Raw genomic sequence first — 16849 nt, 5'->3', positions numbered from 1 at the left:
CGCTTTTCTGTTTTCTGGTACAGAAAAGGAGCTGCTGCTCCAGTAGATTATTCATCTACTTTTGCAACACCCCCTTTCACTATGAATTTTATATTCAGGCATCAGCCGCGCCGCCGTCATCAGCCGCACTTACGCGTCCCTTTTTCGCCTCATACATGGCTTCATCCGCCTTGCGCAGCAGGACTGCTGCCTCTGTCCCATCCTCAGGATAGAGGGAGTATCCGGCTGAAAAACGCACCGGGATAAGGACATGGCTGTCCAGCTCCACCCGGCTTTCCTTCATGGACCCAAGCATCCGGTCCACACATCCAACCAGGCTTTCCCGGGAACTGCCTCCATAGAGGAACAGGGCAAACTCATCGCCGCTGAGCCTGGCCGCAATACCTTTATCCCAACTGCATGACTTTAATATATCTGCAATGGATGCCAGGTACCGGTCTCCGTTCTCATGTCCGTACCGGTCATTTACCTGCTTCAGGTTGTCCGCATCCGCCATGAGCATCATGGCGTGTTCCAGTCCGTGTGGATCAGCAAACAGCCCCTCAAGCTTACTGTAGAATGCACGCCTGCTGTATAATCCGGTGAGAAGGTCGACATCCCTCTCCTGTTTGATTTTCCTCTTCTCCAGGATATCGTTCGTCACATCCACAATCATTCCCAGCGTGCTATGTCCCCTCTCGAAGGCTTCAATCCTAATGAACCGTGTTTCCTTCCCCTGCAGTTCATAAACCCCGCCCTCCTGTTCCAGCGGATGCCTGCGGATCTGCTCCAGCTTCTCTTCAAACAGGATATAGTCGGAAAATAGCATTCCGGCCTCTTTTTCTCCCAGCATGAGGATTTCCGCCAGCCTGCTGGTAGCCATGACGCGCTTCATATCACGGTTATATTCATAAACACCCATGGGGATTTTTGTCATTTCCAGGATATGGGATATCTTATTGGTTGTATCGAGCAGGCTTTCCACCATCTGGTTAATCTGGCTGCTCAGCTGCTTAAATTCCGGCGTACTGTCCACCGCCACCCTTGTATCCAGATTTCCCTTGGTAATCCTGGCCAGTTTATCATGGATGGAGGAAATACCGTCCACAACATAACGGTCAATATAATTGGAGATAAAGGCTATCATGATAAGGGATATCCCGGTAAGATACAGGGCCACCAGGAATGTACTGCGGTTCACCTTCTGGTACAGGGCCGCTTCCGACATGGTAATCCCCAGTATGACCGACTGCCTCCGGGCAAAGACCCCGTAGCTTTCCTCCTGGTTCACCGTCATCCGCGCCACCTTATCCGTAATGCCCAGCTGCTCCGGCCGGATACCTATGTCCTGTATCTGCTTTCCCACCAGTGAGTCATCCGTTGACCCCAGTATAAGATGGCTCTCCGGGTCAATGGCATAGATGGTGGAATCCTTTTCCGATGTCACCAGGGAAAAAACATAGGATAACTCCGTTTTTTTCATGGATTCCAGCACGGTGGTGGGTTCCAGCCCCACCTGGACAATCCCCTTATGGTCCTCCCTCCAGACAGCCGCATACTGCATCAGCTTCCCCTCCGCCGTGTTAGGGGTAATATCCTGGCACATCTGAAGGCTGTAATCCAGCATGGGCAGGAAGAACTGCATCTGCTCACCCGAACTGAAATTCAGTCCAAAATACCTGGGTTCCGAACCAGCGTAAAGATTTCCCTCCGGGTCAAACAGATGGAATTCATCGACCTGGAGCAGTTTTGTTATCTTTGCGATTTCCTCCTGATTCCCCACAACCTCCGGACGGTCCTGGATGATATAGGCAATGGCCTTGGCCCGTATAAAACACCGTTCCTTCAGGTTTTCCTTTTCTTTTTCCGCCTCTCTCCCGTTCTGGTCAAGGATCTGCCCCACCTGCCAGAACTTGTCCTGGGCATCCCGGTACATATCATTCCTGGCATTCAGCGTCTGGACATAATAATTTATGAAAAGGGAGAACAGCATGGCAGTCAAGATTACAATACATAGACGTTTACGGATCATTTTCTTCATAGCCAGCTGTTCCCCCTTTGATTACTCTGTACTATAGAGTATCATATTTTAAGTGGGGGGACAAGAAAATTCTCAGGATTCCTTCATGTTCAAAAGCCCTTTCCCCGGATGGAAATCCCATTACCCGCAGAACTTATCCGCAGGCCAGTACAGTACTCAGGTCAGCCATATATGGGAAACATACGCAGCTTAGGTCAGAAAGGGGCAGCACCTCCTCCGGAAGCTGTATCCCAAGTTCCCGGATGATAAAATCCCTTCTTTTCTGAATCCGTTCCCAGCAGCCCGCAGACAGGGCAGCCACTTCCTTCCTGAGTCCTTCCCCTGCGACTATCAGGCCGTCCTCCACATGGGCGCTCATGAATGGGTCGTGGCACGTAACCGTATAGTCACACTGGAATGCCATACCGGATGCCACCTTAACCTGTCCTCCTCTGACAAAAGGCGAGTTGGTCCATTCATCCGTGTGGGTAAGATGGCCTGGATTCAGTGTACAGCCAAACTTCTCAAGACCTAACTCCCTGTCCGTCATCTCATATATATCCCCGCAGGATGTGCCTATCTTCATCATCTCATGCCAGGAAGCCACATTGTCAAAATAGGGGATTAGGAACCCATCTATATATCCGGACTTCTCCACCGGCAGGTCATTTCTGTCCCTTAGATACATTCCACATTTATGTACCAGGCTTCCCCTAAGCCCATAACCGACTCCGACCGGCATCCCGTACTCAAGCTGTTCCCACTCCGTGGGGCTGTTAAGTCCAAGGGCCACATTCCTTTCCCCAAAATTAATGTTGGGATGCATATTGGCCGGACTTCCATCAAACTGGCAGAAGGAGGAGGCCTCCAGTTCCCTCATCCCTGGCTTCAGATGCCTGAGGCAGTTCAGCACACCTCTGGAAATCCTGGTTCCTGCCGCTTCAAAAATCACGATTTCCTTTGCTGATACACAGTGCTTCAGGCCATACCTGCAGTCCGCCATCAGAAGTGTGGCATTTTCCAGGCTATCCCTTGGCACTACCTGACAAAGTGTCTCAATCATATAATGGGGCACATCGGTAATGAATCCCCCTACCGTATGGTTGGATGCATCGTACGCCTTAAAACCAATCACCCCAATCTTACCGCCATCATATACCACCCTTCTCTCCAATATTTCCTTCAGGCGCGGACTTCTGTCACTTGGCTGCCCCATAAGGCTGAAGGTCTGGAAGAACTCGACTTCAATATCCACGGCCACCTTTTTTACATATCCGATTCCTTCATTGCCCACTAATATGCTGGGACGCCCATGGCGCGGCAGGATCAGCAGGGTTTCTTCCCACCTGGCATCATACCCGGTAAAATAATCCACATTGGAAAAATGCTCCCTGTCCCCATATATCACGATTGTGTCATATCCCTCTGCCTGGGGCATTGCCCAGAGCCTGGCCATCCTGCCCTCATAATCTTCTTTTCCGAGAACGGGTATCTCATCCGGATTTACCGGTACCGGGTTGGTCCACAGCTCCGGCTCTACTTTTTTTTCAATTATATCATGTCTCATATTTATCTCCTGATTTTTCTTGATTTTAAATCATGGTATCCTGCCTGCCGGCAATTTTAAAAGCGCATCCCCGGTTTAACAGGTAAGGCCTCATATAACCTGCGATATCCGACATGGGAAGGACCTCTGGTCCTAATGCAATCCCCAATTCCCTCTCCATGTAGCGCCGCCTTCTCTCAAACCGTTTCCATGTTTCCGGGTAGTCTGCCTGTATTTTCTCCCTCAGGGCCTCATCCGCCAGTACAATGCCGTCCTCTGCGCCAGCTCCTCCATAGCCCGCTTTTCCGGGAATGATATCCATCTGAAGCATCATACCACTCCTAAACTGTATGTCTGACCCGGAATAGATAGGGGAGGACATCCATTCCTCGTCCGCGGTCAGATGACCGGGATTCAGGCTCCAGGCAAATTCATCTCTTGGAAGCACGGAATCAATCCGCTCATACATTTCCCCTCCGGTCATTCCGATTTTTATATTCCCATACCAGCATGCGGCTGCCCTGTAATACGGTTTAGCCATTACATCCACATAATCCTTTACCCCGTCCTCCATGTCCTCCTCTCCAGCCGCCACATAAGCCGCCCTGGATGACAGGCCGCCTCGAAGCCCCATGGTCAGGGAGAATTTATCCCCGACCCTTATCTTCTTATTTCTTGGAAATACCACTGCCCCTTGAAACCGTTCCCCGGTTGCACAGATTGTGGTGACACTGACGGGTTGGCCAAGGCTGCACATATATCCGGCCACCTCCATCTCGGTCATGCCGGGAGCCAGCCTGTCCATAGCCTGGTACACACAGTCTGACGCAAGGGCTGAGCCGAATTCATAATGCGCTGCCTCATTGGCATTCACCGTTGTCCTGGCCCCGTGTCCCGGGTGGATGAACAGATGGGAAGCCGCCTTTAAGGTTCCATGGCCTGCCGCTGTCTTAATCCCATCCACAATAAAACAGGGCACATCAAACAGCTGGCTGTTGTCCTCCAACTGGCTGGTAAACATTTTCCAACCAGCCAATCCCACGGCCATCCCTGCTTCTATGCCGGCATCCGCAAAAAGACCGGCCATGTCCTTATCATTCCCCATGGGCTGGTTAGGCAGGGAAAAATACGGCACATGGACCAGATCCGCCCTGATGGCACTGTGTGCGCACATCTTCCTGTTTTCATTGCCCAGCATCAGCACTGCCTGTCCATCCTGTTTCAGGACCAGGACCGCCTCCTCAAACCTTGGTTCAAATCCAGTCAGGTATGCGAAGTTCCCTCCATGCTCCCTGTCCCCATAAACCGCCAGTGCATCCAGCCCACCTTCTTTCATGCGGGAACATACCTTATGAAGCCGTTCGTTCCAGGTATCCGCTGTCAGGTCAACCGGAACCAGACCAACACTGGTTTCAGGCGGGGCCACTATCCCATATACTACTTCAAAATCCTTAGGATTCATCCGCATCTCCTTTATCCTGTCACTTCCGGCGTAATGTGCAGGGGATAGACAGGGGGTATGATTTTGTGGTATTCCATATTCTCAATTATCTGATGGGTGGCTCCCGGTGTCAGGGCCAGGATTGCCAGTTTTGCCAGCTTCCTAAGTTCTGCAAACAGATATCCCTGCTTCACCACAACCACCTGGTATTCATCCAGGTCAAGCCCGGCCCCCTCCGTAAAATGCCCCACCGAAATAAAGGAACCTGGACGGTCAATCATCACGAAGTCCATATGTTCTGTGGAAATGGTCACCGCATTTCCCACCGCATCGTGCTCACAACCCATATATCCAAACAGCCTGCCAATCTTTTTAATGGTACCTGTCACTTCCACGGCTTTTGTATTTTCATCATAATCATGTCCCACTGAAAGGGTGATCCTGTCCCCCTCCTTGTACTCCAGACACTTTGCCACCGCATTCTCATCCCATATGGAAGTCACCAGAACCTTCCTTCCATTATAATCCTTAAGTTTCAGGAATTCCCTGAGCAGGATGGTATGGTCCCCTACGGCGCCGCCTGTTGTATTATCACCGGAATCAGATATATATACAGGGCTTTCCGGATACTTGACGGAGAATTTCACGCCCTCATGGGGGTCCATCGGAACCTGTTCAAATTCAAACAGTTCCCTGTAGCTGTATACATAGTCTGCCAGTTCCCGGGCTATCTTTGCACATGCCTCGGTATAACGTTCCTCCGATGGGGTGACTATAATATTGGAGGCCATTGTTTCACAGTCGCACCACACCATGCCGATTCCAAGTGTTGCAACAGACACCTCTTCCATTTTTTCTATTTCCCACAGCTTATCATAAATCTCGCACAGGGGCCAGGTTGCCGCTGTGGCTTTCTCCGGATGGATGGCATAAGGCATCCTTACGTACTGGGGAACCGTCTTCTTGTGATGTTTAATGCAGTCCACCATATGCCGCGCCACGGTTTTCTCGGTCACATCCTGGTCCGTATGGGGAACCGTCCGATAGTTGCGGATTACATTAACCAGGGATGCCAGCTTGGGATGGTTGTTGGCATGGGCGTCCAGGGCCAGGCCGATAATCACGTCATCTCCCAGGAGACTGCGGATCCTCTTCACAAGGTCGTATTCGCCGGACCCCAGTCCCTCTACTTCCAGACTGCCATGCAGATGAAGCATGACCCCGTCCACATCCTTGTCCTGACCCAGAAGTTCTATGATCCTGGCTGAATAAAAGTCATATGCTTCCCTGGAGCAGATTCCGTTCGGCAGCGTATTCACATACACCAGAGGAACAATCTCGGCACCCTCCTCCTCAAATACCTGCGTGGCAAACATCCTGTCTATCACATTCTGCCCTTCTTCATATACAAAATCATCCTTATGTACCATTTGCGGATTAAAGGAATTGGCTTCATGATAGAACATACCCTCTGCAATCTTCATAATCATCTACCTCTTTTACATTATTTTTTTAATTTGAATTTAAATTTAGCTTTATTGGTATATAAATCCAGACATACTGCAAACAGAAGGATAATTCCCTTAATGACCATCTGCAGATAAGAAGAAATATTCATAAGGCTCATTACATTGTCTATGGCTGTCAGTATAAGTACGCCACAGATACATCCCACGATACTTCCTGCGCCGCCGCTCATGCTGACGCCGCCTATACAGGCCGCTGCCACCGCATCCAGTTCCAGAAGGTTTCCTCCTGTGGAAGCAGCGCCCCCAAGCCGGGCCGTCAGTACAATCCCCCCTATGCCATACATCAGACCCTCATATAAATATGATTTAAATACAATATCCTCTATATTGATGCCTGCCAGCCGGGAGGCCTCCTTATTGCCGCCGATAAGGAATATCTTCCTTCCGAAGGTGGTCTTTGTGGTTATGATATAGGACATGAATGCAATAAGCCCTGCGATGACCGCTGCCATGGGAATCCCTTTATATCCATAAAATACCCAGATGGCAACCGCTGCAACCATTGCACCAAGCAGCAGGTTCTCCGCCAGATGTCCTTTGGTGCCATACCATTTTCCCATCCTGCGGTAATTGCGAAGATTGATAAATGCAAATGCTGCAAAGATGACAACCACGACCATGACCGATATGACCGGGGGGATGAAGTTCTCACTGATTGCCGTAAACTGTTTCGGCATGGGTCCTATGGTAGCACAGTCGGTCAGGACATAACCCGTCCCACGGAATATCTGCTGTGCTGCCAGGGTTACGATAAAAGCAGGGAGGCCAATCCGGCCAATAAAGAAACCGTTGACAGCCCCCATCAGGATACCCACTGCAATGGTAACTGCAATAGCCGGAAATATGGACCAGCCGCATCTGACCACAAGGAGCGCACAGGTAACGCCGGACAGATACACACCCGCGCCGCCGCTTAAGTCAATGTTTGTCTCAATGAGCAGAAGCATCAGGCTTGAGGTAAGTATCATAAGTACAGAGGCCTGCTTTAACAGCATGGTCAGGTTACGCTGTGAGAAAAAAGCCTGGTTCGTCAGCCGGTTGAACAGGTAAAACATCAGCACCACTGCCACACAGGTCCCTGCCCGCTTTAATATATGTTTTTTTGTCTTATCCATCTTACTCCTCCTTGTTTCCTACCGTGGCCTCCCACAGTATCTGGTCCTTATCCGCCTTTTTACCGTCCGTTATATTGACCACCCTCCCATGTCGCATGGTCAGTATACGGTCCGATATCCCCATAACCTCCGACAGGTCGGAAGAAATAAACAAAATCGACTTTCCCTTCTTTGCAAGTTCATCCATGATATGATAAATCTGCGTCTTGGCCTCCACATCAATGCCCTGGGTTGCCTCATCCAGGATCAGGATCTCCGATTCCGCGGCAATCCATCTTCCCAGCACACATTTCTGTGCATTCCCTCCGCTCATGTTGCGGATTAATGTTTCTGATGAAGGCGTCTTTATGGAAAGCCTGTCAATGACATCACGGATCACATCCCTCTCCCTGTCCTTATTAAGGATTCCATAACAGGCCAGATGGTCCAGGGATGACATGGTGATATTACGTCCGACACTGGCTATATCCACCACTCCCTGCTTTTTCCTGTCCTCAGGCAGATAACCAATCTTGTACCGGTTGGCCTTTCCGGGCGATGTTATGTACACTGTTTTTCCTTTTATTTCCTGTTCACATGTGACTTCCCCATTAAATCCCCCGATAATGGCAAGCGCTGTCTCACTTCTGCCCGCCCCCACCAGACCATACAGGGAAAGGATCTCGCCCCTTCGCAGATCAAAGGACACATGGTCCACAATCTTCTTATCCGGTACCTTCTGGTCCATGATGGTCACATTCTTTACGGACAGGACCACCTCCCCCGGCGTCCTGTCATGGGCAGGGTAGACTTCATCCACCTTGCGCCCCACCATAAGGGAGACAATCCTCTTTTCATCCATATCCACATTCTCGGCCGTCCCCACGATATGGCCGTCCCTCATGACTGTTATGATATCGGATATCTCCTTAACCTCCTCCAGTCTGTGGGAAATATAGATACAGGCAATCCCCCTGTTTTTCAGTTCTTTAATTTTCCCAAAGAGGATTTTACATTCCTTGTCAGACAGCGTGGCCGTAGGCTCATCTAACAGAAGAACCTTCACGTCGTTGTACATTGCCCTTGCTATGACAAGAAGCTGCTTCTGCGCAATCCCGATTTCCTTTACCTTTGTCTGAGGTTCTAAATCCAGTCCAAAATCATCGATGATTTTCTGGGATTCCCCATACATTTTGTGATAATCAATAAAACCAGCATGTACCGGATATTTATTCATAAAGAGATTTTCCGCCACACTCAGTTCTTCCAGCATATTAAGGTCCTGCGGAATCATGACGATTCCTTTGTTCTGGGCATCCAGTATGGTCTTAAACTCACAATTTTCCCCGCCAAGTTCAATTGTGCCGGTAAATGTATGATAGGGATATACGCCCGCCAGCATTTTCATAAGAGTTGATTTTCCAGCTCCGTTGCCTCCCACGATGGAATGCACCTCGCCTCCGAACAGTTCCAGGTCAGCTTCCGATACTGCTTTCACACCTGGAAATTCTTTTGTCAGGCTATGTATCTTAAGTATTGGTTCCCGTTTTTCCATATCCCTTACGCTCCTTTTGTAGTAGCCGTTCAGCGGAATGGACTTCCCACCTGGAAGCCCATCCACCTATTAAACCGCGTTTTTACGCCTGCTGTCGTGTTCGCTAAATTGCATTTCAATGCCTGCTGTTATTACTCACTAAGCTGCGTTTTTACACCCGCTGTTACTACCCGATAAACCGCGTCTCAACGCCTGCCCTTACTGTCCGCTCTCAATCTGCTCCATTGTAATCCAACCCTCCGGCGCAATCTGTGTTGCCCATTCCTCAATATTGTCTTTTGTCACACCTACGATAGGAACGTATTTTTTCGGGACCTTGTAATCCCCATTATCAATCATCTCATCGTAATCCACTTCTTCACCCTTAACCAGTGCTATGGCTGCTTTTGCGGCCTCGGATGCACATACATCGATCTCGGTCCAGATATCCACCCCGATGTAGCCTTTATTGACTGCCTGCATGGCTGCCACCTCACAGTCCATGCCGGTAAGGTATACCTGTCCGGCCAGACCGGCTGATTCCAGTGCCGGCAGGATGCCGAGTGTCAGCACATCTGCCGTGCACACAATTGCCTGGATATCGTCGTTGTTGGCGGAAAGTGCATTTTCCGCATATTTAAGGGCCTTTTCTGCGCTGTATCCCTCACAGTACTGTTCCAGTACCACTTCCACATCCGGATAGGAAGCAAGGACCTCATCATATCCCTTCTTCATGCCCAGAACCACACTGGAGGTAGGTTCGCCGTGGATGATGGCAATCTTGCCTTTTCCGCCCATTGACTCCATGGCTGCCTTCATCTGGATGCGGCCGGCTTCCACGTTATCCCTGTCCAGATATGCATCCAGGGGTGCATTCTCAACAAAATTGTCATAGCAGACAACCGGGATTCCCTCTTCCTTTACCTTCTCCACGGTCGCGGACATATTGGAGGAAACAGCAATCAGTATCAGCGCATCAATCCCCTGGGTAATCAGGTTGTCCACCTGGTTTTCCTGCTTTGTCTGGTCATAATTGGCCCACTGTACCAATGCCTTGCCTCCGGCCGCCTCAATGGTCTCCACCATGAACTTCTCATCATAGTGCCATCTGGCACCATTTTCATTGGCAAAGGCAATTCCTATGGTAAACCCTTCATCCTTGCCGCTGGCCTCCTTGGCCGCCTCTGTGGCCTGGGCGGCTGCTTCTGTGGCCTGGGTATCACCAGCCGGTGAGGCGGCGGTTGTACCGGACGTTCCCCCCGTGGAACAGGCGGTAAGGGATACTACCATGGACATGGTTAATAATAAAGCAGTTAATTTCTTCATACTTTTTCCTCCTGGATTTTATATTCTTTATTTTATTTATTACTCCAATGGTGTAATAAATATGTTTGATTGAAAGCATATCTGTTTCTGTCAATCCGCAGATTCAGATATGCTGTTAAACATGTCAGGTTGTAAGCAACCTGTCTATATACTGTTCCTGGGCAACAAATGCAGCGCCCATAGCCTCATTATTCTTAAACTCCCTCTTTTTAATTATAATATCCAGATTAAAATCCTCATTAATCAGATCTAAAAACTTAATCCTTGCCATCTCATACAGTTCAGGGAAATCCACTACCATGTTGCCTCCTACCAGCAGATACTGGGGATTATAGGTATAAATCATATTGCAGAAAGCCATAGCCATATCCTTTGTCAGATCATCAATGATGGATGCTGTCCACTCCTCCCCCCCATGGTAGGCGTCCATCAGCTCCTTCAGCTCACCTATGGGGTGTCCCTGATTGCTGCATTCCCTTACCACGCCCTGTTCCGATATATAGGCGGACAAACATCCATGCTTGCCGCATGCGCAGAGCCTGCCGTTGAGGGAGAACATGGTATGCCCGATTTCTCCTGCCGCATTATTGATTCCGCGGATCATCTTCCCGCCATACATGACGGCCACGCCCACGCCGGATCCGATGGACAGGTATGTAACATCCGCATGGTTCATCTCCGTGGACTGGAAGGTAGCGCCCACCAAAGCCATCTTAATGTCATTATCAACGCATACCGGCATGCCGAATATCTCCTCTGCCTTCTGCCTGATGTCCAGGTTCTTCCATCCCAGCTGGGGCGAGAAACATGACACCCCATTTTTATAATCCACCAGTCCGCAGCAGGAAATCCCCATACATTTAACCAGCGACGGATTAATCCCTTCTCTTTTACAAAGCTGCCAGAACATGTGCTTTCCCTGGCTCATCAGCTTATCAATATCATAGTCCTCTGTCTCCAGACGTAATATATCTTCCGCTGCCACACAGCGTTCGCAGTCAATGAGACTGATTTTAAGATAATCACAGTCAATGGCAAATCCCAGGCTCAAAAATGCGTCCTTATTGATACAGATATTAATTCCATTTCTTCCAACACCTTTTGAGAAGGCTTCCTCCTGTTTAATCAGGTTAAGCTCCATCAGCGAGGTGATGATCCTTGTGATGGAAGTCGGACTCATCTGGAGCACCTTGGCAATGTCCGCCCTTGATATAGGATTGAACTTATTCGTTTGTATCACCCTGATAACAGCCTTACTATTATTGTACCTGAGTACATTTTGGTGTTGTGCTGCTAAATCCTTCATTTAATTTCTCCTGTGGTGTTATTAATAGTAGTATAATTAGTTGCGTTTTATTTGTCAACTACTTTTTGTGCTATTTGTATATTTTTTTAATTTTCTTTCTTTGTCATCATAAATAATGCACAGTTCAATCCCCCCTCTCTTAATATGATACAACTATTTCCAAATTTAGTCATTACATAATTCATTTTTATACAATGCTGCACTACTCCATCTGTCCGGCAATTATGCATCAGAGAGTCACACGCATCATATAACACAAAGAGGACGGCCAAAGCCGTCCTCCTTGAATCTAAACACTTACATCATCCCAATTACTTCATCAGTTTCTTAAACTCATCTGCAACAAACTGTACCTGCGTGCCCACAATGACCTGCACACTGGTCTTGCTGGGACGGATGACACCGGCGATACCGGCAGATTTAATCTTCTTCTCATCCACCTGGGTGTAATCCTTGATTTCCAGTCTCAGTCTGGTAATACAGTTATCAACACTCGTTACATTCTCTTTGCCGCCAAGACCTTCCATGATGATTTTTGCTGCCTGTGTATAGTCATTATTGGCAAGTTTTACAACTGTCTCATCAAGTTCATCATCATCCTCACGTCCCGGGGTCTTTAAGTTAAACTTCGTAATCATGACGCGGAATACCACATAGAATACGATGAACGCCGCGATTCCCAGCGGGATGATCATCCAGGTTTTCGCAGCAGCCGGAAGGGATGCTGAGAACAGGAGATCCGTTGCGCCTGCTGAGAAGGAGAAACCGGCGCGGAAACCAACCAGCACGGTGATGTAGGTGAAGATGCCGTACAGTACGGCATATACCAGATACAGTACAGGTGCAAGGAACATGAAACCGAATTCAAAAGGTTCTGTAACGCCGCAGATAAAGGCACAGAGGGCTGCGGAAGCAACAAGGCCGATAGCAACCTTCTTCTTATTGTCCTTTGCACAGTGGATCATGGCTAATGCGGCACCAGGAACACCAAACATCATACATGGGAAGAATCCTGACATATACATGCCCAGGCTCCAGCTTACGTTGGCGGATGTATCTCCGGCCCAGAAGTGGGACAGGTCGCCAAGGCCAATGGTGTCAAACCAGAATACGTTATTCAATGCATGGTGTAAGCCGAACGGAATCAGCAGACGGTTTAGGAACGCATAGATACCGGCGCCGATTGCTCCCATTTTGGCAATTGACTCACCTAAAGCAGTCAGACCGCCAAATACGATTGGCCATACAAACAACAGGATTGCAGCCGCAACAACGGAAAACAGGGCCGTGACAATTGCAACGCACCGCTTGCCTGAAAAGAATGCCAGCCAGTCAGGAAGCCTTGTGTTCTTGAACTTATTATAGCAGGTTGAACCGATTACACCGGCGATGATACCAATCAGGGCGTTCTGGATCTTAGCGAAAGCCATACCCTGGATGCTGTCCGGTGCAATACCTGCCAGCGTCTGCACAACGCCTGGTGAGAGCAGATGGGTAATCATCAGCCAGGATACCAGACCGGCCAGACCGGCTGTACCATCGTGGTCATCTGACATACCAACGCCAACGCCAACTGCAAACAGGAGTGCGATAATCGTGCCGTCAATCAAGGCAAGGGCTGCCTGTGTCAGGAAATAACCAATCATCGGGATTGCACCCGTGATATCGCCGCCCTGCATGACAGCCGGGCAGAGCCAATAACCAATACCAGACAGGATACCTGCAACCGGTAAAACGGCAACTGGCAGCATTAAAGATTTACCTAGTTTCTGTAGCCACTTCATCATAACATAAATCCCCTTTCTTAATTTGAGCATTCTTATGGTATTATTCCCATAGGAAAACTCTGATTTACTTGTTCATGATTACTTTATCTAAACCTGGACCCAGGCTTAAATCATTCTTACCACTGTCCCGGCCTTTATCCGGCCAGGACAGATTCCACTGCTTTCATGGCCTCTTCTTCATCCGGTCCGTCAATGCAGAAGACAACCTCATCCCCTGCCACCGTGTTCATGGCCATGATGCTCATCACGTCTTTTGCATCCGCTGTGTTCCCATTACAGGAAATCATCACATCGGATCGGACCTTGAGCATCTTCATCATCAGCAAGGCCGCCGGCCTTGCATGAAGTCCCATCTCATCCTTCAGGATAAAGCTGCGCTCTATCAACCCATCCCCACCTCTGATCATAATTTAATGATTGCTGTCTCCCCGGCCTTTACATCCATTCCGCTGATGCACTCAATCTTCGGGAACTGTGGTGTGTTGCACACAATGACAGGTGTAATCACATCATATCCGGCTGCTTTTATCTTATCCATGTCAAAGTCCAGAAGCAGGTCACCCTTTTTGACCTTATCCCCTGCCTGCACATGGGCTTCAAAATACTGTCCCTTTAACTGTACGGTATCCAGTCCGATATGGATTATCAGCTCCGCACCATTATCCGTCTGTATGCTGAGGGCATGCTTTGTGTCGAACACCATGGTAACCTGGCCGTCTGCCGGTGCGACAATCCTTCCCTCAGAAGGAATGATGGCCGTGCCCTTGCCAAGGATCTCCTGGCTGAATGTAGGGTCATTGACCTGGCTCATGGGAACGGCTTTGCCGCTCACCGGAGCTGCGATGACCTTCCCGTCCTTTTCTTCTCCCCCAAACAGTTTCTTTAATGAACCAAACATCCTTATTACTCCTTTCTCTGTCCCCCTGCCGGGGCCCCTTAACCATAATGCTTTTAATACTACTTTGTTCTGATACGCTTGATGTGCAGGGCTAGGTAAGCCACTTCCTCTTCCGTTACCTGATGCCCGTACTGCAGTTTAATCAGCGCCTGTACTTTCTGGCTGCAGGCATATTCTTCCGGATATAACCTGTCGATGACCTTTTGGAACTCCAGGTTATCCAGTTCCATATGCTCCCCTGTAAATACCCGCTGGGCCAGAAAACGCAGATGTGTGATGAACCGTTCGTAACTCAGGGACTGTTCATCCAGTTTTATATTAAAATACTCCTCTACCACCTCTGATACCTGCTGGATCAGGTTGGTGATTTTTATTGTATCCCCCATGGGCGCATCATATTCCGCGTTGACGATGTGGAGGGCAATGGAGGCGGCCTCATCCACAGGAAGCTTAATCCCCAGGTCCCTGTCAATCATGGCAATGGCATATTCTCCAATCAGGTATTCCGCATGGTAAAAGCTTCGTACCTCCCTGATTAACGGGTTGCTGAACATCATTCTCTGGTTAAAACGCTCCAGCGCAAAATTTATATGATCCGTAAGGGTGATATACACATTCGGGTTAATGGGACGGTTCAGCACTTCTTTTGCATAGCTGATGATCTCAGCGGATATCTGTACATGCTCCATCGGAAGGTTCACAAGCAGTTCCTTGAACTTATCCATGGTGTTCTGGCTGTCCAGGCGGAATACCTTCTCTATCTTCTCCTCATCAATGGTACTGCCTTCCCTGGCCTTGAAGCCAACGCCTCTTCCCATTACAATGACTTCCCTGCCTTCTTCATCGCAGGTGCTTACAACATTATTATTAATTATTTTCGATATTTTCATAATTGCTCCTGATAAAAACAAAAAAACCAACTTTGTTAAAGAGACATACGCCTTTTATGCGAATATCATCCAATCCCCTTAACAAACCTGGTTTTGCCTGCCGAACAGTAACAATCCTTATTAATTATTTAATTATACTTCCAAAGATTTACTTCACTAACTGAATAATAACAAATCTTAAGATAAAAGTCAATAATATTTTAGATATTTTTTATAATTATAATTTTCAGGACTTCACAAATATATAGATTATGCCTGTAACCACCAGATAAAACCAGGTTGCAGGGTTGGAAAACCAGGTTGTGAAAAAGGACAGCATCATGTACATGGCAATCTGTGCGTAAATCACATGGCCTGCCGGACATGTAAGCTTCTTCCTCCCCCGGACCAGGTAATAACAGGCAGCGCCCAGAAGCGCCCCGAAAAGCACCATCCCAATCATCCCAAAGTCATAATAGGCATCATAGAACAGGGTAACCGTGGTCAGCTCCTTCTTTGTCACAAACAGAGGGAAGTCCACCAGTGAGGGCACCAGGAATTTAAGCCCTGTAAATGCCCACAGCGGAAAGAGCATCCTAAGCCCCAATGTATGGGACGGAAGCTGCTCCACCAGACAATTGAAATTATCATAATTGTTGGCAATATACATATAAGGCTGGGTGATGAAAATAGGCATGTTGGCATTCTTCATCTCAAATATGCCGTTCAGGTATTCCACGCTGTGGCTGCGCATCACGGTAAGCAGCAGATAGGCCGGCACCATACAGGCAAACAGGATTCCCACATAAACAGGCTTAATGTTCCCTGCCATGGAAATATAGGTAAAGACCGCCATTCCCACTGCCAGTATTAACTGGAACCTGGATACGCACAGCACAGGGATGGCCAGGGCCAGCACATTAAAGCCCATTGCCAGCCAGAACCCGCCGGACCTTGTCACTCCCCTGCCCCGCCTCATGACCATAAGGCTGTAGACCACGGAAAGGCTGGGCACCAGCACACATGCAACCGTAAAATAATGGACACCGCTCACATGGAAATAAGAATACGCATGGGGCACACCATAGGAAAAAAGCGGTATGAACCCAAGCTTCCAGGCCTCAAAGGCAAATGCCAGCCAGGAAACCGCCACCAGCCCTGCCATGGCCTGCAAAATACGTCTGACCTGGTATGGTGATTCTGCCGATGCATAGAACCGGTACACGGATTCCATATCATCCTCGCTCCAGCCGTCAAAAAGCCTTGAAAGCACCTCAAACACACCCCAGAAGGCCACCACGGCCAGTCCCAGGCACAGCCAGGTCATATTGTCCCAATCCCCCTGCAGGCGGCTCAGCTTAAAACAGGATATCCCCTGACCGCCCACGAAAAAAAGGCAGAACAGCCCCCTCAGATGGATGATGTTCCCGCTGTCCGCATAATCCCTGTAATACAGCCACAGGGCGGCTATAATTAAAACCAGCCCAGACAGCATATAAAAATGCTGCCGGGCCAATATG

13 protein-coding genes are annotated in these 16849 nt (G+C 48.8%); all 13 read right to left on the bottom strand.

The window, feature by feature from the left end; all coding sequences use genetic code 11:
• Window positions 1-94: 94 nt before the first annotated feature.
• The 13 genes from LK536_RS51690 to LK536_RS51630 all read right to left on the bottom strand — a co-directional run bounded on the left by LK536_RS51690 (window position 95) and on the right by LK536_RS51630 (window position 16824).
• A complete protein-coding gene (locus LK536_RS51690) occupies window positions 95-2020 on the bottom strand; it encodes a sensor domain-containing diguanylate cyclase (RefSeq protein ID WP_227796760.1) in 1926 nt (641 codons plus the stop codon).
• 133 nt (window positions 2021-2153) lie between these two features.
• Window positions 2154-3566, bottom strand: a complete 1413-nt coding sequence (locus LK536_RS51685) for a hypothetical protein (protein ID WP_120055725.1) — start codon at window positions 3564-3566, stop codon at window positions 2154-2156.
• Window positions 3567-3591: 25 nt separating this feature from the next.
• Window positions 3592-5007: a M24 family metallopeptidase gene (locus tag LK536_RS51680; protein ID WP_227796761.1), complete on the bottom strand. Its 1416-nt coding sequence runs from the start codon at window positions 5005-5007 to the stop codon at window positions 3592-3594.
• Window positions 5008-5018: 11 nt separating this feature from the next.
• Window positions 5019-6470, bottom strand: coding sequence for a M81 family metallopeptidase (locus LK536_RS51675; protein ID WP_227796762.1), 1452 nt, complete (start codon window positions 6468-6470; stop codon window positions 5019-5021).
• Between the two features lie 20 nt (window positions 6471-6490).
• Window positions 6491-7630 carry a sugar ABC transporter permease gene (locus tag LK536_RS51670; RefSeq protein WP_025487077.1) on the bottom strand — a complete coding sequence of 380 codons (1140 nt, stop codon included), beginning with the start codon at window positions 7628-7630 and terminating at the stop codon, window positions 6491-6493.
• A 1-nt stretch (window position 7631) separates the two neighbouring features.
• Window positions 7632-9164: a sugar ABC transporter ATP-binding protein gene (locus LK536_RS51665; protein WP_227796763.1), complete on the bottom strand. Its 1533-nt coding sequence runs from the start codon at window positions 9162-9164 to the stop codon at window positions 7632-7634.
• A 198-nt stretch (window positions 9165-9362) separates the two neighbouring features.
• Entirely contained in the window at window positions 9363-10469 is a 1107-nt protein-coding gene (locus LK536_RS51660) for a substrate-binding domain-containing protein (protein ID WP_120055719.1), read from the bottom strand.
• A gap of 124 nt (window positions 10470-10593) precedes the next feature.
• Complete coding sequence (locus LK536_RS51655) at window positions 10594-11709, bottom strand: ROK family protein (protein ID WP_506092214.1); 1116 nt, start codon at window positions 11707-11709, stop codon at window positions 10594-10596.
• 377 nt (window positions 11710-12086) lie between these two features.
• On the bottom strand, window positions 12087-13562 hold the full coding sequence (locus tag LK536_RS51650) for a PTS transporter subunit EIIC (RefSeq protein WP_331472258.1): 1476 nt from the start codon (window positions 13560-13562) through the stop codon (window positions 12087-12089).
• Between the two features lie 134 nt (window positions 13563-13696).
• Window positions 13697-13969, bottom strand: coding sequence for an HPr family phosphocarrier protein (locus LK536_RS51645; protein WP_506092213.1), 273 nt, complete (start codon window positions 13967-13969; stop codon window positions 13697-13699).
• Complete coding sequence (locus LK536_RS51640) at window positions 13966-14460, bottom strand: PTS sugar transporter subunit IIA (RefSeq protein ID WP_008716539.1); 495 nt, start codon at window positions 14458-14460, stop codon at window positions 13966-13968. The genes LK536_RS51645 and LK536_RS51640 overlap by 4 nt, the downstream gene beginning before the upstream one ends.
• A 59-nt stretch (window positions 14461-14519) precedes the next feature.
• Entirely contained in the window at window positions 14520-15350 is an 831-nt protein-coding gene (gene licT, locus LK536_RS51635) for a BglG family transcription antiterminator LicT (RefSeq protein ID WP_008716541.1), read from the bottom strand.
• Window positions 15351-15576: 226 nt separating this feature from the next.
• Complete coding sequence (locus LK536_RS51630) at window positions 15577-16824, bottom strand: O-antigen polymerase (protein WP_331472259.1); 1248 nt, start codon at window positions 16822-16824, stop codon at window positions 15577-15579.
• Window positions 16825-16849 lie beyond the last annotated feature (25 nt).

This window comes from Clostridium pacaense, from assembly GCF_020709765.2.
GTDB classification, from domain to species: domain Bacteria; phylum Bacillota; class Clostridia; order Lachnospirales; family Lachnospiraceae; genus Enterocloster; species Enterocloster hominis.
Note: the sequence above shows the minus strand (reverse complement) of the source record. Positions and strands in the feature narration are given on the sequence as shown.